The organism is Paenibacillus sp. Lou8.1 (assembly GCF_024213565.1).
In the GTDB taxonomy this organism is placed as follows: domain Bacteria; phylum Bacillota; class Bacilli; order Paenibacillales; family Paenibacillaceae; genus Paenibacillus; species Paenibacillus polymyxa_B.
The window spans coordinates 120,784-139,174 of record NZ_JANAVN010000017.1 but is presented as its reverse complement, the minus strand read 5'-3'; the positions used below and the strand labels follow the sequence as shown (position 1 = coordinate 139,174).

General features: G+C 39.3%; 4 protein-coding genes and 1 pseudogene. 4 read left to right on the top strand and 1 reads right to left on the bottom strand.

The annotated features are described in order from the left end of the window. Positions 1 to 33 precede the first annotated feature (33 nt). The 4 genes and pseudogenes from NLX78_RS22320 to NLX78_RS22305 all read left to right on the top strand — a co-directional run. Positions 34 to 5,514 (top strand): annotated as a pseudogene (locus tag NLX78_RS22320) (amino acid adenylation domain-containing protein); the annotation flags it as partial. A gap of 29 nt (positions 5,515 to 5,543) precedes the next feature. After that, positions 5,544 to 15,653, top strand: a complete 10,110-nt coding sequence (locus tag NLX78_RS22315; protein WP_254351533.1) for a non-ribosomal peptide synthetase — start codon at positions 5,544 to 5,546, stop codon at positions 15,651 to 15,653. Between the two features lie 23 nt (positions 15,654 to 15,676). Continuing rightward, positions 15,677 to 15,937 carry a thioesterase II family protein gene (locus tag NLX78_RS22310; protein ID WP_254351532.1) on the top strand — a complete coding sequence of 87 codons (261 nt, stop codon included), beginning with the start codon at positions 15,677 to 15,679 and terminating at the stop codon, positions 15,935 to 15,937. An 840-nt stretch (positions 15,938 to 16,777) separates the two neighbouring features. After that, positions 16,778 to 17,044 carry an SGNH/GDSL hydrolase family protein gene (locus NLX78_RS22305; protein WP_254351531.1) on the top strand — a complete coding sequence of 89 codons (267 nt, stop codon included), beginning with the start codon at positions 16,778 to 16,780 and terminating at the stop codon, positions 17,042 to 17,044. Positions 17,045 to 17,568: 524 nt separating this feature from the next. On the opposite strand, the gene NLX78_RS22300 is transcribed toward NLX78_RS22305, so the two are convergent. Continuing rightward, complete coding sequence (locus tag NLX78_RS22300; protein ID WP_254351530.1) at positions 17,569 to 18,219, bottom strand: GNAT family N-acetyltransferase; 651 nt, start codon at positions 18,217 to 18,219, stop codon at positions 17,569 to 17,571. Positions 18,220 to 18,391 lie beyond the last annotated feature (172 nt).

The following is an 18,391-nucleotide window of genomic DNA, read 5'->3' as shown; positions in this document are numbered from 1 at the left end:
GTATCCTACTTTGGCTGCTCTACGGAAGAAGAATTGGAGCTTGTACCTATAGGAAAGCCCATAGATAACATTAAGTTATATGTTGTGAGTAAGGAAAAGGGCCTGCAGCCGATAGGAGTAGCGGGAGAACTATGTATAGCAGGGGATGGACTGGCAAGAGGGTACTTGAACAGACCGGAACTTACAGAAGAAAAATTCGCAGCAAACCCATTCGCACCGGGTGAAAGGATGTACAGGACAGGTGACCTGGCAAGGTGGCTGCCTGACGGCAACCTAGAATACCTGGGCAGGATCGACCATCAGGTAAAGATAAGAGGCTACAGGATAGAACTGGGTGAAATAGAGAACCGGTTATTAAAGCATGAAACAATAAAAGAAGCAGTGGTATTGGACAAAGAAGGAGCTGACGGAAATAAGTATCTTTGTGCGTACGTCGTACCGGATCAAGAAATAACCGTACAGGGGATGAGGGAACACTTGTCAAAAGAGCTCCCGGACTACATGATCCCTTCTTACTTTATGCAGATGGAAAAGCTGCCATTGACCCCTAATGGAAAAATAGACAGGAAAGCATTGCCCGAGCCTGACGGAAGTATGAGTACGGGAACAGAATATGTAGCGCCGCGGAATGAAGTGGAAGAGAAACTGGTTGAAATATGGCAGGAAGTGCTTGGAGCAAAACAGGTAGGAATAAGGGACAACTTCTTTAAAATAGGCGGAGATTCTATACGTGCAATATCATTAGTCAGCACAATATGCAAAAAGTTGGATATAAACATCCAAATCAGGGATATATACATGAATCCTGATATTGAGAGATTGTCTGCATTCTTAAAAGTAAAAGATACGGAAGCTTTTAACAGTAAGATGGGTAAAGCAAGGGAAGAACTGGAGTTATTTAAACAGCGAATATTGATGAATGAAACTCTCTCAGAAAAGTTACCTTCGGACATGGAAGATATATATCCGATGAGTCACATAGAGCTGGGTATGATTTATCATTCCAAAAAAGACTATGAAAATGCAGTTTATCATGACCAATTTGCATTTCATCTGAATGACAAAGACTTTGATTTCCCAGCATTTAAAGAAGCGATGCTTCTAATGACGTCAAAACATGATATTTTAAGGACGGTTTTTAATTTAGAGGATTTTGAAACTCCTGTGCAAATTGTTTACAAGGGCAGTAGTCTTGATATTGAGCAGATAGATATCATGAATTTTAGCAGGACAGGGCAGGTTGAGTATATAAACAAATATTTGGAAAATGACAGAGCGAATCCGTTTGATATATCAAAGCCCCTTTGGAGGATAAGAATATTCAAACTTGACGCAAACCATATTTGTCTGGTTCTGATATTCCACCATGCTATCCTGGATGGCTGGAGTGTTGCTTCATTGATTACGGAAGTTTCAAACCTATACTCTAAGCTTAAGCAAGAAAAAGATTATATACCAACACGGCTTAAATGCAGCTATAAAGATTATATAGCAGACCAAATGACAATTAAGGACAACCAGGAAGTAATTAATTATTGGAGAGAGGAATTAAGTGAATATAAAAGGTTGAATATGCCTGCAAATATTCATGGAAAAACAAAAAAATCTTATAAAGTAGACCATGTAACACGCCATTTAAGTCAGGAATTTTTAGGTGATTTAAGAAGTACTGCCAGAAGATATGATGTAAGCTTAAAGACACTTTGCTTTGCTGCATACACTTATATGCTCAATATGCTTTCATACGAGGATGACTTTGTCGTAGGTTTGGTAGAAAATAACAGACCTGTATGCGAAGATGGAGATAAGATGCTGGGGTGCTTCTTAAATACGGTTCCCGTCAAAATGTGTTTTGATAAAATCGATATATGGGAGGAATTGATAAAAGTTGCAGAAAAGAAATTAATAAACTTAAAGCTTTATGGAAGACTGCCTTTATTTGAGATCATAAATATCCTGGGCGGAAAAGAAAACAAAGAGGAAAATCCTTTATTTGATACCATATTCAATTATGTGGATTTTCATATATATAACGAGATAATAAACAAAGAAATCGGTGATGTTAAAGATAGAATTTCAGTTGATGAATATGAAGCAACCAATACAAGTCTTGACTTTACAGTAAGTAATACATTCGATGATCTTAATATAAGCTTGATCTACTCGGACAAAGTATTGGAAAGAAAACAGGCAGAAGAGTGTATAGACTATTTTATTAATATTTTAAATATGTTTATCCATAACCCCAAAGGGTCAGTTGACAAGCTTATTATATTAAGTCATGAAGAAAGAAAGCAGTTGCTGATAGACTTTAATGATACTAAGAAAGACTATCCGCAGGACAAAACCATACATGAGCTGTTTGCTGAGCAGGTGGAAAGGACACCTGACAACATAGCTGTGGTATATGAAGACAAGCACTTGACTTACAGGGAATTGAACGGAAAGGCAAATCATTTGGCCAGAGTATTGAGGAACAAAGGGGTAAAGCCTGACCGTATTGTAGGAATTATGGCCGAACGTTCATTTGAGATGATTGTGGGGATATTTGCCATATTGAAAGCTGGAGGGGCGTATCTGCCGATAGATCCTAATTATCCTGATACAAGGATAAAGTATTTGTTGGACGATAGTGGTTCCCAGATCCTTTTGACCTCCAGGACCTTTATGGAAAATAAGCAGATTGATGCGGATATTATATATCTGGAGGAAGAATATTTAAATGAAGAGAACTCAAAGCTTGAAAATGTAAACAAACCCTCGGACCTTGCGTACGTCATTTATACATCAGGTTCGACAGGGAAGCCCAAAGGTGGAATGATTGAGCATACTAGCGTTGTAAACATAATTACAGCCCTCCAGGCCATGTATCCGCTTAAAGCGGAAGACGCTTTTCTATTTAAAACAACTTATACCTTTGACGTATCCGTAGCTGAGATATTTGGCTGGTTCCTCAACGGAGGAAAGCTTGTAATATCACGCCAAGGTGTGGAAAAGGAAGCTATGGAGTTAGTAGAGGTAATAAACAAGCATAAGATAACCCATGTAAACTTTGTACCATCAATGCTGAATATAATGGTACAGACTTTAAAAGATAATGGTATAAAACTGCCATCAACTCTCAGGTATATTTTTGCTGCTGGAGAAGCGCTGCCCAAAAAGCTTGTCCATGAGCTTTTCGATGTCTCAGAGAACACATCTCTGGAAAATATCTATGGGCCTACAGAGTCCACGATATATGCAGCGGGTTACAGTATAACAAAGAAAATAGCAGAAGAACTTATAACAGTACCTATAGGGAAAGCTTTACAGAATGTATACCTTTATATACTGGACAAGCACAACCAATTAACTCCTGTAGGAGTGGCCGGTGAACTTGTGATAGGTGGAAGCGGTCTTGCAAGGGGCTATTTGAATAGACCTGAACTGACAGCAGAAAAATTTGTACCTAACCCGTTTATTCCCGGCGAAAAAGTGTACCGCACAGGGGACTTAGTAAGGCGGCTTCCTGATGGGAACATCGAATTCATGGGCAGGATCGACCACCAGGTAAAGATAAGAGGCTTTAGAATAGAGCTTGGAGAAATTGAAGCACATCTGGTGAAGCACACTGCTATTAAGGAAGCAGTGGTTATTGCAAAGGAAGAGCAGCAAGGGAAGAAGTACCTGTGTGCATATATTGTAGGGGAAAATGAATTGACCATTTCCGAGCTAAGGGAGCATCTCTTAAACGAACTACCTGACTACATGGTACCAGCATATTTCATGAATCTGGAACAGCTGCCATTTAATGCCAACGGTAAAATTGATCGGAAAGCATTGCCTGAACCACAGGGGAATATTAATACCGGAGTAGAGCATGTAGTTCCTAGAAACGAAAGAGAAGAAATACTGGCCAAAGTATGGGAAGACGTACTAAAAACTGAAAACATCGGGGTAAAAGATAATTTCTTCAGCCTTGGAGGAGACTCAATAAAAGCCATACAGGTAATGTCGCGTCTTAACGTCCATGGGCTAAAGCTTGAAATGCGGGACTTATTCAAACATCCTGTAATTGAGGAACTCGTCGAATATATACAATCTACAAGCCGAAGAATTCATCAAGGCCCGGTAGAAGGCATAGTACCGATAACACCTATACAAAGATGGTTGTATAAACAAGACAGCAAGGATATCCATCATTTTAATCAGGAAATAATGATATATGGGCGTAACGGATTTGAAGAAGCTATTATTCGAAAAGTATTGTCAAAGCTTGTAGAGCACCACGATATTTTTAGAACAGTGGTAAAAATAGAGGATCAAAATATACTCCAATACAACAAAAACCTTGAAGGTGAACATTTTTCATTGGAAATTGTAGACCTTAGGGACAGCTATAATTACCGGGAAAAAATAGAGCTGGAAGCGTCGAGGATTCAGAGGAGCATGGACTTGTATAACGGTCCTTTAGTTAAGGTTGGTCTGTTTAAGACTAAAGAAGGGGACCACCTGCTAATAGCTATTCACCACCTTGTAGTTGATGGGGTATCGTGGAGAATCATACTGGAAGATTTGGACATAGGATACAGACAGGCGCTAAACAATGATGAAATAAAATTCAGCAACAAGACCGACTCTTTCAAAGATTGGGCACAGAGGCTTGATGAGTATGCCAATAGCCCTGAACTATTAAAAGAAATAAATTACTGGACCAATTTGGAAAAAACTGAAACAATACCGCTTCCAAAAGACCGAGAGATTGAAGAAAGAAGGTATATGAATAACAATAGCGTCAAGATCGAGCTGAGTATTGAAGAGACTGAGAAGATGCTAAAGCGGGTAAACCATGCTTATAACACAGAAGTAAACGACATATTGCTTACCGCCTTGGGATTAGCAGTGAGGGAATGGACCGGAAATGATAAGGTTCTGATCAGTCTGGAGGGGCACGGCAGGGAGGAAATCATTAAAGACATTGACATAAGCAGGACCGTGGGATGGTTCACCACCCAGTATCCCGTGGTGTTAGATGTCAGCGGACAACTCGATATTTCCCGCATGATCAAATCGGTAAAAGAAAACATCAGGCAGATACCTAACAAAGGGATAGGTTACGGCATACTAAAATATCTTACCTTGCCGGAAAACAAAGCCGATTTAAACTTTAATCTAAACCCTGAAATAAGCTTCAATTACCTCGGTCAATTCAACCAGGATAATGTAGACAATTTATTTGGAGTGTCTGATATTCCTGCCGGAGAGTCTACAGGACCAAACTATAAAAGTGAGTATTGTATTGATATTAACGGCGGAACTGTAGAAGGCGGGAAGCTGGAATTAAACTTTAGCTACAACCAGGGCGAGTATGAGAAGAGTACTATTGAAGGGGTAGCGGTGAGTTTTAAAAAGCATTTAGTAAACATAATAACCCATTGTGCAGAAATGGACTATTCAGAAGCTACACTCAGTGATTTTACAGTAGACGATCTGAATATGGATGAGTTTGAAGACGTATTGAATAACTTCGAATAAAAAGAGTTTGTATTTAAGGAGGAGTACTTATGAGTGATTTGAAGAAACAAAACATAAAAGATATGTACCGGCTCACTCCTATGCAGCAAGGGATATTGTACCACTATATGATGGATAAAAATTCAGACGCCTACTTTGAGCAGATATCACTTTCTATAAAAGGCATCCTGGACATTGATTGTGTTGAAAAGAGCGTTAATATCATTATTGAAAAGTATGACGCTTTGAGAACAATTTTTTTGTATGAAAATGTAGCCAAGCCCTTACAAGTAGTCATGAAGGAAAGAAAGCTGTCTGTCAGCTATGAGGATATTACCTCCCTTGCCGAAGAACTAAGGGATAGGTATATAGAAGAATACAGGGTTAAAGACAGAAAAAAGGGCTTTGACTTATCAAGGGATATTTTAACAAGATTAAGTGTAATTAAAACAGGCTACCAATCTTATAACATGGTATGGAGCTTTCATCACATCATTATTGATGGGTGGAGTCTCGCAAATATATTTAGAGAATTTATGGAAAACTATGAAGCCCTGATGAATAGCCGGGAGCCGGAGTCAGGAAAGGTATATCCTTACAGCCGCTATATCAAATGGTTGGAAGGCAGAAATCAGAACGAGGCCGCAGATTACTGGGAAACCTATCTTAAAGGTTACGAGCATCAGACAGTCCTTCCCCAAAACGGCAGGTCTGCAAGTGATGATTTCAGGATTGAAGAAACGGAGTTTAAAATATCTGAACAAATAACTAGCGATCTTGAGAAGTTTGCAGCCAAAAACAATACAACCATGAGTACCATTATAAAGACCATATGGGGGATATTATTACAGCGGTATAACAATACCGATGATGTGGTGTTTGGTGAGGTGGTATCGGGAAGGCCTCATGAAATACAGGGAATTGAGAGCATGGTGGGTTTATTTATAAATACCGTTGCAGTAAGGGTGAGTTGTGATGAGGATAAAACTTTTACCGAACTGATCAAAGAGATGCAGCAATCGGTGCTTGAATCTGACCGGTACAGTTTCTATCCTCTGGCGGATGTGCAGTCAAAAACATGCTTGAAAGATGCCTTGATACATCATGTCATGGCTTTTGAAAATTACCCTATGGATGAAGCGGTTAATGCTTCATCCAGTAATGGCATTTTAAATGTAGTTGGAATGGAAATATTCGAGCAGACGAATTATGATTTTGGGATACTCGTTGATGGCGGTAAGGAATTATCTATTAAATTCAGTTACAACTCACTGGTATATGATGGTAATTTCATAGAAAAAATCAAGGGACATTTTCAGTCGGTAATAGAAATTGTAACCGATAATCCCGATATGCATATTAGGAATATTGATATACTCACCGAAGTGGAAAAGAAAGAAATAGTACACTGCTTCAATAATACAACGGAGGAATACCACAGGGAAAAGACCATTCACCAACTATTTGAGGAACAAGCGGTGAAGACACCTGACAATGCGGCAGTGGTGTTTGAGGGTAAGCAGCTAACCTATAGGGAACTCAATGAGAAGTCAAATCAGCTTGCAAGAGTGTTGAGGGATAAGGGAGTTAAACCAGACAGCATAGTGGGTATTATGGTAGAACGCTCACTGGAGATGGTCATAGGTATATTTGGCATACTTAAAGCCGGAGGGGCATATATGCCTATAGATCCTGACTACCCTAAGGCAAGAATCGAATATTTACTCGAGGACAGCGAGATAGGGGTGCTGATTTCCCAAAAGCAATTCCTGGAGAAAGTGGAGTTTTACGGGAAGTATATAGACATAGAAGATGAAAGCCTTTATGCCGGAAACCCTATGAACCTGGAAGTGGTATGTTCACCGCAAAATTTGGCATATATCATTTATACATCTGGGTCTACAGGAAAACCTAAAGGGGTTATGGTAGAACATAAAGGGGTAGCAAATCTGGAGGCGTTTTTCAAGACCCGCTTAAATGTAAGTGAAAGCGATAGGATTATTCAATTTGCATCAATTTCATTCGACGCTGCAGTTTGGGAAATATTTATGGGACTATTGGCAGGAGCAACACTATATATATCTTCAGGCGATATTATCAATGACTATCGAAGATTTGAAGAATACCTAAATGAAAATGAGATAACTATTGCTACTTTACCACCTCCGTATCTGGCAAATCTGGACCCGGAAAAAGTAACTTCCTTAAAGAAGGTAATTGCAGCAGGTTCGGCTTCCACTCTCGAACTTTTAAAGAAATGGAGCAACAGGATTTCATATATAAATGCTTATGGACCTACTGAGACAACCGTATGTGCAACGGTATGGAAAGCAGATGATTGTGAGACGGCCGATAAGTCGGTACCTATTGGTAAACCTATTACCAATACCCGGGTGTTTATAGTTGATGAAAACAATAATCTTAAGCCCATAGGTGTTGAGGGTGAACTCTGTGTTTCCGGGGCAGGATTGGCGAGAGGATACTTGAAAAAACCGGAACTTACCAGGGAAAAGTTTGTACCGAACCCATTTATGCCTGGAGAACTGATGTATAAAACAGGAGATCTTGCAAAGTGGCTTCCTGACGGGAATATTGCATTTGCCGGCAGAAAAGACCACCAGGTTAAAATAAGAGGGTATAGAATCGAGCTTGAGGAAATAGAAGCAGCCCTTTTGAAGCATGCTGATATAAATGAGGCGGTGGTCATTGACCGGAAGGATTCAAGTGTAGGCAGGTATCTTTGCGCTTATATAGTGTCTGACCGAGAAGTGACAGTGACCGAAATAAGGGAGCTTATATCTAAAGAGCTGCCCGATTATATGATTCCATCCTATTTTATGAGGATAGCAAAAGTACCGTTAACCATAAATGGAAAATTGGACAGAAAGGCGCTGCCGCTGCCTGATGGAAGAATAAATACAGGAACAGAGTATGCAGCGCCTTCAGGTGAAGTGGAGGAAAGGCTTGCGCTGCTGTGGCAGGACATCCTTGGAATAGAGAAGGTAGGAAGAAATGATAACTTCTTTATGCTCGGAGGACACTCGTTAAAGGCAACAAGCCTTGTAGCAAGAATTCACAAAGAGTTCAATGTAGACATACCTCTTAAGGAAATATTCAAGACACCAACCATCTTAGAAATTGCCAGCTACATTGAAGACTCAAAGGAGAGCCTATATCAGTCCATTCAACGTGCTGGGGATATGGAATATTATCCCATGTCATCCGCCCAGAAAAGACTATATATATTAAACCAGCTTGAAGGAGCTGGAATCGCCTACAATATACCTGGCATAATATTGCTGGAAGGTACTGTTGATAAAGCACGTTTTGAGCAGGCTTTTCATAGTCTGATAGAAAGGCATGAGAGCTTTCGAACCTCCTTCCATATGATCGAGGAAGAGCTGTCTCAGAAAGTCCATGACAAGGCGGACCTAAGTATCATGTACCTGGAAACCAGTGAAGAGAAGGTTCCCGAAATAGTGGAGAAATTCATAAGGCCCTTTGACCTTGGAAAGGCTCCACTATTAAGAGTTGGACTTGTAAAGATTGGAGAAGCCAGACATATTATGGTGTTTGACATGCATCATATCATATCGGATGGAGTGTCCAACGACATACTGGTAAGAGAGTTTATAAGCTTATATGAAGGGAAAATACTTCCTCCACTGCGTATACAGTACAAGGACTACTCAGTTTGGCAGAGGGAATTGTTTGCAGGAGCTGCCATAAGTAAGCAGGAGGAATTCTGGCTCCAGACCTTTCAGGGAGAGATCCCTGTGCTGGATTTATCCACCGACTACCCAAGACCCGCAGTACAAAGCTTTGAAGGAGACTACATCAGCTTTGAAGCTGATAGCGAGCTTGCGGTTAGACTTAACAAGCTTGGATCAGACAATGGAGCTACATTATATATGACGCTTCTTGCTGCATACAATGTGCTGTTATCTAGATACACTGGACAGGAAGATATTATTGTGGGAAGTCCTATAGCTGGAAGGCCTCATGCTGACCTTCAAGACATCATAGGTATGTTTGTAAACACTCTGGCCATGAGAAACCACCCGCAAGGAGAAAAGACTTTTATTGAATTCTTGAAAGAAGTTAAAGAAAATGCTTTGAAAGCATACGACAATCAGGACTATCAGTTTGAAGAATTAGTGGATAAGCTGGACATAAGGAGGGATATGAGCAGGAATCCCCTCTTTGATACCATGTTTGCCATATACAATGTTGGAAAAGCAGAGCTCATAACGTCTGATCTAAGCTTCAAGCCGTACAACAAAGGGATAGAAGGCAGAATATCAAAATTTGACATCACCTTAAATGCATTTGAGACTGAGGATGGTATAGCCTTTGAACTCGAATACTGTACAAGACTGTTTAAGAAAGAAACAGTTGAAAGACTTGGGGCTCATTACATCAATTTGCTGGAAGAAATTGCAGCATACCCCGAAAAAAGGCTTTATGAAATCGAAATGTTATCACAGGAAGAAAAACAGCAAGTATTATACAGCTTTAACGATACTGCTCTCGAATATCCCCTGGATAAAACCATACACCAAATGTTTGAGGAGCAAGTGAAAAAGACTCCTGATCATATTGCAGTGGTTTTTGAAGGTAAACAATTAACCTACCGAGAACTGAATCAAAAGGCAAACCAATTGGCCAGGGCATTAAGAGAAAAGGGAGTAAAGCCTGATGATATTGTAGGCATAATGGTGGACCGCTCGCCTGAAATGGTTATAGGTATAATGTCAGTAATCAAGGCTGGGGGGGCGTACCTTCCTGTAGATCCTAATTATCCATTGGAAAGAAAAAGGTATATGATGGAGGACAGCAAGGCCAAAATTTTACTCACCCAAAATCATCTTATGGATCGTGATGATTTCGATGGTGAGATTATTGATTTATCTGATTATGATTATAATTTTATAAACGATGTGAATATAAAATGTATAAATAAGCCTGGTGATACAGCGTACATCATCTATACCTCTGGCTCAACGGGAAACCCTAAAGGTGTTTGCATTGATAATAAGAGTGTATTAAACCTGGTAGAGGGTCTGTTCCAGAGAATATATAGCAAATATGAATCACCGTTGAATGTTTGCCTCATTGCCCCTTATGTTTTTGATGCTTCGGTGCAGCAGATTTTCGCAGCACTGCTAATGGGGCATGCATTGTACATTGTACCGGAGGAAGCAAGGAAAGACGGTAAAAAGCTGCTGGACTTCTATAGTGAAAATAGGATTGATATTTCGGATGGAACGCCCATACACGTAAATATGATGTTAAATTCTCCTCCTATAGATAATAACCTAAAAGTGAGACATTTTATTATAGGCGGAGATGTTCTTCCATTTGATGCAGTAAAAGACTTCCTAAGCAGATTTGAGGATGTGCAACCTTGCATCACAAATGTTTATGGTCCTACCGAATGCTGTGTGGATTCTACGGAATATTTGATTACTGCGGCGGGGCTTAGTAGATTGGATAATATCCCCATAGGCCGTCCTTTGCCAAACACCAGAGCATATATACTTGGTAAGAAATTAGAAGTAAATCCTATAGGTATCGCTGGGGAATTATATATATCTGGGGATGGTCTTGCCAAAGGCTATTTAAACAAGACGGGGCTTACTGCAGAAAGATTTGTATCTAACCCGTTTATAAAGGGAGAAAGAATGTATCGTACTGGGGACTTGGCAAGATGGCTGCCTGACGGGAATATAGAATTTTTAGGCAGGATGGACCACCAGGTAAAGATAAGGGGATTTAGAATAGAACTTGGAGAAATAGAGGCTCAGCTATTAAGACATGCTTCAATAAAAGAAGCTGTGGTTATTGTAAAGGAAGACCAACAGAAGAACAAGGATCTGTGTGCATATTTCGTTGGGGAAAATGAACTGACAATAACTGAACTAAGGGAATGCCTTTCAAAAGAATTGCCCGAGTATATGATCCCGGCATACTTCATGCAGCTGGATGAAATGCCTTTGACAGCCAATGGTAAGATAGACCGGAAGAACTTGCCCCACCCTGCTGCTCATTTAAATACTGGAGTAGAGTATGAAGCACCTTCAGGTGAAGTGGAAGAGAAGCTTGTACAATTGTGGCAGGATATCCTGGGGGTTGAGAAAATAGGGAGAAATGATAATTTCTTTGTGCTTGGGGGGCACTCATTAAAAGCAATAAACTTTGCAGCCAAAATTCACAAAGAGTTCAATGTAAATATATCTCTTAAGGAGATATTCAAGCTGCCGACAATTGCAGAAATTGCCAAGTACATCCAGGAAGCCCAAGAGAGTATTTATCAATCTATCCAGCCCACTGGAGAAATGGAATACTATCCTATGTCGTCTTCCCAAAGAAGGCTGTATATATTAAATCAGCTTGAAGGAGCAAGGGTGGCATACAATATGCCAGAGTTTATGTTGTTAGAAGGCAGTATTGATATAGAACGTTTTGAGAAAGCCTTAGATCAGCTGGTAAAAAGGCATGAGGCTTTCCGGACCTCCTTCCATATGGTAGATGGTGAACCGGTGCAGAAGGTCCATGATGAGGTGGAATTTAGTATCATGTACATGGAAACCGGCGAAGAAAAAGCCTCAGAAGCAGCAAATGAATTCATAAGGCCATTTGACCTTGGCAAGGCTCCTTTACTAAGAGCAGGGCTCGTAAAAATTAGAGAAGACAGGCATGTCATGATGCTTGATAAACACCATATCATATCTGACGGGGTGTCGGATGAAATACTGGTAAGAGAATTCATAAGCTTGTATGAAGGAATGAATCTTCCAGCACTTCAGATTCAGTACAAGGACTATTCCGTATGGCAGAATAAATTGTTTGCTGACGGCACAATCAGTAAACAAGAAGAATACTGGCTCCAGGCATTTAGGGGAGAAATACCAGTACTTGATATGCCGGTAGACTACCCAAGGCCGGCTATACAGAGTTTTGAAGGCGATATGGTCAGTTTTGAAACAGGCCGGGAACTTGCACATAAACTGAACAAGCTTGCCGTGGATCATGGAGCAACACTGTATATGGTGCTTCTAGCTTCATACAATGTGCTTCTTTTCAAATACACCGGACAGGAAGATGTCGTAATTGGAAGCCCTATAGCAGGAAGGCCACATACAGATTTGCAGGACATCATAGGCATGTTTGTCAATACCCTAGCTATGAGGAATTACCCTCAAGGTAAAAAGAATTTCAGCGAGTTTTTGATGGTAGTAAAAGAAAATGCTCTAAGGGCTTATGAAAACCAGGATTACCCATTTGAGGAACTTGTGGAGAAGCTTAGCATTAAGCGGGATTTGAGCAGAAATCCGCTGTTTGATACTATGTTTGTCTTGCAAAATAAAGAGGCATCAGAATTTAAGATGAATGGGCTAAGGTTCATGCCCTATGATAATGAGTTCAGGGCGTCCAAATTTGATTTGACCCTAAACGCCCAAGAGACCCAGAATAATATTGTATTTGGGTTAAAGTATGCTACTCGTCTGTTTAAGAAAGAGACAATAGAAAAACTTGGGGTCCATTTCATCAATGTACTGGAAGAGATTACAGCTTACCCCGAAAAGATGCTGTCCGAAATAAATATACTATCTCAGGATGAAAAACAGCAAATACTAAATAGTTTTAATGATACAAAGGCAGAATACCCTAGGGATAAGACTCTACATGAGCTGTTCCAAGACCAAGTGGAAAGGACACCTGATAATGTAGCTGTAGTGTTTGAGGACAAGCAATTAACCTACAGGCAGCTCAATGAAAAGGCAAATCAGCTTGCCAGAGCACTTAGAAGTAATGGTGTAAAGCAAAACAGCATAGTTGGAATAATGGTAGAAAGATCCGTAGATATGCAGGTTGGAATACTGGGAATTTTAAAAGCAGGAGGTGTCTATTTACCAATTTCAACCAAACTTCCTGGACTAAGAATAAAAAAATTACTGGAAGATAGTAATGCAACTATGCTGTTGACGCAATCACATTTAGCGGATAAAGCAGAGTTTTACGGTAATATATTACTGCTTGATTCCCCTGAAATATACATTGGAAGTGCTGAAAACCTTGATAAAATAAATAAACCAGAGGACTTAGCTTATATCATTTATACATCGGGATCTACTGGAGTTCCGAAGGGTTCAATGATAGAGCATCGAAGTGTAGTTAACTTGGTTTATGGACTAAGAAAGCTTGTCTATGAAAATTATGATAATTATTTAAATGTTGCCCTTGTGTCCCCTTACTTTTTTGACGCATCTGTAAAACAAATATTTGCGGCTTCTCTCCTTGGCCATACGCTGTTTATAGTTCCTGAGGATACAAGGCTAGATGGTGAGGGCCTTCTAAAGTACTATAACAGGAATTCAATTGCTGTTTCAGACGGAACACCAGCACATATAAAGCTTTTAACAGATACTGCCAGGCCTGGCGAAATTCTTTCAGTTATGCAGTTTATTATCGGAGGGGAAGAACTTTCATGTAAAGGTATACAAGGTTTCTATGATCGGTTTAAAGATAATAACCCTACTATAACAAACGTTTATGGTCCAACAGAATGCTGCGTAGATTCAACTTATTACCATTTAAGCCGTGAGAAGGTGAGAAATCTAACAAGTATACCTATAGGTATGCCATTGCAGAATTATAAGATATATATACTTAATGAAGACATGAATATCTTACCGGTTAATACAACTGGTGAAATATATATATCTGGAGATGGGCTGGCAAAAGGCTATTTGAACAAACTTGAATTGACTACGGAAAAATTTGTAGCTAATCCTTTCAGCTCTGGAGAAAGAATGTATCGTACCGGTGATCTTGGAAGGTGGCTTCCTGACGGAAACATCGAATTTATAGGCAGAGTAGACCATCAGGTAAAGATTAGGGGCTTTAGGATAGAGCTTGGGGAAATAGAAGTGCAGCTATTAAAGCATCCTTCAATAAAAGAAGCTGCGGTAATTGCAAAGACAGACCAGGAGGGCAACAAGTATTTGTGTGCTTATATAGCAGGGGAAAGTGAATTTACAATATCAGATTTAAGGGCGCTTCTCTTAAAAGAACTTCCCGATTACATGATACCACAATACTTTGTTCAGCTGGAAAAGCTGCCTTTGACAGCCAATGGCAAAATAGATCGGAATAATTTACCCCAAAATGACGGTACTTTAGCTACATCAGTAGAGTATGTAGAGCCTTGCGGTGAAGTTGAGGAGAAGCTTGCACTGCTGTGGCATGATGCCCTTGGAGTACAAAAAATTGGTGTGAATGATAACTTCTTTGAACTGGGAGGATACTCACTGAAGGCAATATCCCTTATAAGCAGAATTTATGAACAGTTAAATGTTGAGGTACCACTAAAAGACTTTTATATGGCCCCAACCATAAAGGAAATTGCCCGTTTTATACACAATACGTACGCCAATGATTATATTACACCAAGTCCGGCAATTCATTTTAATTCAGCAATGGAGAGTCTTATGTTTGCATTCCCTCCAGGAGGAGGAAATGGAATAGCTTATGGTAGTTTATCAAAACAAATGAATGCTTATTCCATATATTCCTTTGACTTTATAGAAAATGAGAGCAGGATGGAGGAGTATGTGAAGGCAATTACTTCTGTCAAACCCGAGGGCCCATATATTCTATTTGGTTACTCGGCAGGAGGTAATCTGGCATTTGAAGTTGCTAAAGTATTAATTGAAACTGGACATCATGTATCCGATATAATCTTTCTGGATTCGGCTAAATCATTTGTCCTTATTGAGGAAGAAAGCGAAGATGCTAAGAAACTTGCTGAGCAACAGGATAAGGAATTTATAGAAGAAAATGAGAAACTTATAAAAGGCATGTTTGGAGATAACCAGGCAGTTATTGAAAAGGCCATTGAAAGAATGAGAAATTATCATAAATACACTAGAAGTGTTATAAACTCGGGACAGATAAACTCCAATATCCATCTTATTATATCACAGCAGCAAGACAATGAAGGTGAAGCTGATTTATGTGAAGGATGGAGAGAGGCAACAACGGGAGAGTTCAAAGTATATAACGGATTTGGCAGTCATTTTGATATGTTAAGTACAGGATATATAGATAAAAATGCGGCTATTATTAAAGAAATATTGGAAGAGATCAACCAATAGTTCAGATATAAGGGGTAGATATAATGGATAAGATTAAATTGTTTTGTCTGCCGTATGCAGGAGGTTCTGCAGCAGTATATAAATATTGGGAACAATACTTGCATGATAGGATTGAGCTTTTCCCGATTGAGCTTGCGGGAAGAGGCAGCAGGATTGGTGAACCGTTTTACGGAAGTGTTGAGGAAGCGCTTGAAGATATACACCGTATTATCATAAGCAACCTTGAAGAACAACCTTATGCGTTGTTTGGCCACAGTATGGGCAGTGTAAATGTATGCGGGTAAATGTCAATGAGACATCTACTTAAAGAATAGACCTATGTTATTTCGAAATTCTGAGGCAAAGCTGTTACTTTGTGAAAAAAGGATGGTGTGTTAAAAAGTTGGCTCAAAACCGAAATAAGCGGTTGGAAAATTGAAGTGAGCGTGTGAACGGTGACATAAAATAGAAAACATCTGCAATCCTAATGAACCTGACCTCGCTTGAACGAAGCTCTGCCTGATCTAATAATAAGGAAAGAAATTGCAGATGAATGTTTGACGCGGTGTCGATGGGCGAGCTACTGATCAATTTTACGCCATCGGGAAGCAGAACAGGGATAGCCGCTGTTCGAATGCAATCCCGGCGCCTTCGGATAATACGGTTATCTGTCGGTTCTTTCGGGAATTGAAATAATTGCTAACTCATTTGTTGGTTATTTAGAATTATCCAGAAATGTCCCTCCAAACTCCTAGTTAGATCTGGTTTACTCAGATCTTCTAGGCTATGAAGGGATTTTTTCAGTTTCCGATAAACCGCATACTTGGTAACGTTTCCGTACTGAAGTGGTCTGGGATATTGAAAAATTGATGCAATTATTATATTTTGATGCTCTTGAGACAAACCTAGATCATGTTCAATATCAAATATCAATAGAAACCGGAGTTATTGTTATAATTAAGGCCTTTTCATCTACAGAAGTTTGACATACACTAACGAAACAAAAAGCTGTCTGGCATTGTATCGTCAGTACCTACAAATGATTAATATGGGAGTACCTGGAGATACCGCTCTAGGGAGGATTAATAAGGCTGGATTGGGAAACATCTTTTGTTAATGCAAATAAAGCGATCATTATGTTTAGAATGAATGATTTAAACGATGAGGAATACGAGGTTGACCAATATATCGAAGATATGAAATCTCTAATTGAAGCTGTTAAGTCAAAAGATATCCAAGATATTACTCTCTTTGCATCATCTCCATATGATGAGACCGTAAGTGTTGATGTAGCACCAATACCTGGGAAACTTCAAAGAATGCTGATTGCAGCTAAAAAACTTAAGCAAATAGCTAAAATCGAGGGATACCATTTTGTTGATTTTACATCTCCTATAACTAAAATCAATTAGGAACTCCAAAAAGATGATTCAAAAGCAACTATTATAGGCAGCGACCGTACGCATCCAAGGGATGTGGGAACATATATAATGATGTATCTCTATGCAAAAGAGCAAGGCTTTGCTCCTTTGATTGCAGATGTTGAGATAAATGCGAAGCGAGCCCAAATTAGGGAAGAACAGAATTGTGAAGTCGCGGATCTAAATATTAGTCAAGGTGTAGTATCATTGCTTATAAACCCAAGTCCTTCCCTCTAGCAGTGAATAAAGCTTATCAGGATGCAGACAAGATTGTTTCTCTGACAGAAGATTTAGCATCATTTTGTTTGTATTATTCGGCCAACCAGAAAACTCTGGCTGGCCTTTTTATGTTCGCTATATGAAGTGGTGACCGTGTTTCTTTTCTCATCGGTTCTGATTTCGTTTATCTAAAGACTTTCGTGCCTCTCACCATGAATCCGGGAATGGATATATCGTACTGATAGCAAAGAAAAAAGACGATATATAAAAGGTAATATTATCAGAAATTCGAGATATTATGTTGGGGATACAGACATCTTGAAACTCCAGTTGCCAATTGTTTTTCCATTCCGTTCAATTGTTGTAAAATCAAACTCGGTAAATCCATTCTTAGTATAGAATTTTCTATTGATATCATTATTCGTAAAAGTAACAAACGATTCTGACTTGCTCCCTTTACTTTGTTCTTTAATGTAGGGGATGACACAGTCCTTAAGCATTTTACTTCCCAATTGCTGACCCCTGCATGAGTTGTCAACTGCCAGGGATTCTAAGAACCAGGAACGTTTTTTAAGATCCTTACTGGGTTCATGACCTTCATTGAGAATCTTTAAAAATTTAAACACTTTGGTGATGCTGACTGTTCTAAATAATTTGAATGCACCAGCACGGAAATAGTCAAATAAACCGATACCCTTACTATAAGGGCGATCTAAAATAGCAAAACTTTTTATCTGATTTTCTACTTCGCCCACAAAAACGACACTTTTCTTATAATATGCTCCGATGTAAACCTGAAAGATTTCTGTCATAAAATCAACAAAGCTATCCTCATCTGTAAATTCACTCCTGATCTCACTGCATAATGGATAATCTGCAAATGACACGGCATTCAATCGTGCTACCTCTTTCAATTCTTCCAGCGTTGGTCTTCTGTAATTAATCATGCTCGATTCCTCCTAATTTCATTTATTAATTGTTGTTCTAAAGTAAGTAATATTAGACAAATCAAGTTGTTATTACTGCCATTGAAATAGCTCATTCAGTATTTATTAAATTTTAACCTTAATAAGGGGCTTATAGTAAGACACAGTTATAATCAAAATATCCGCTAACGAA

What these genes read in the sequence shown, in the direction of transcription:
- NLX78_RS22310 (WP_254351532.1), top strand. Translation starts at nt 15,677, where the DNA reads ATGGATAAGATTAAATTGTTTTGTCTGCCGTATGCAGGAGGTTCTGCA.
- NLX78_RS22315 (WP_254351533.1), top strand. Translation starts at nt 5,544, where the DNA reads ATGAGTGATTTGAAGAAACAAAACATAAAAGATATGTACCGGCTCACT.
- NLX78_RS22305 (WP_254351531.1), top strand. Translation starts at nt 16,778, where the DNA reads ATGAATGATTTAAACGATGAGGAATACGAGGTTGACCAATATATCGAA.
- NLX78_RS22300 (WP_254351530.1), bottom strand. Translation starts at nt 18,219, where the DNA reads ATGATTAATTACAGAAGACCAACGCTGGAAGAATTGAAAGAGGTAGCA.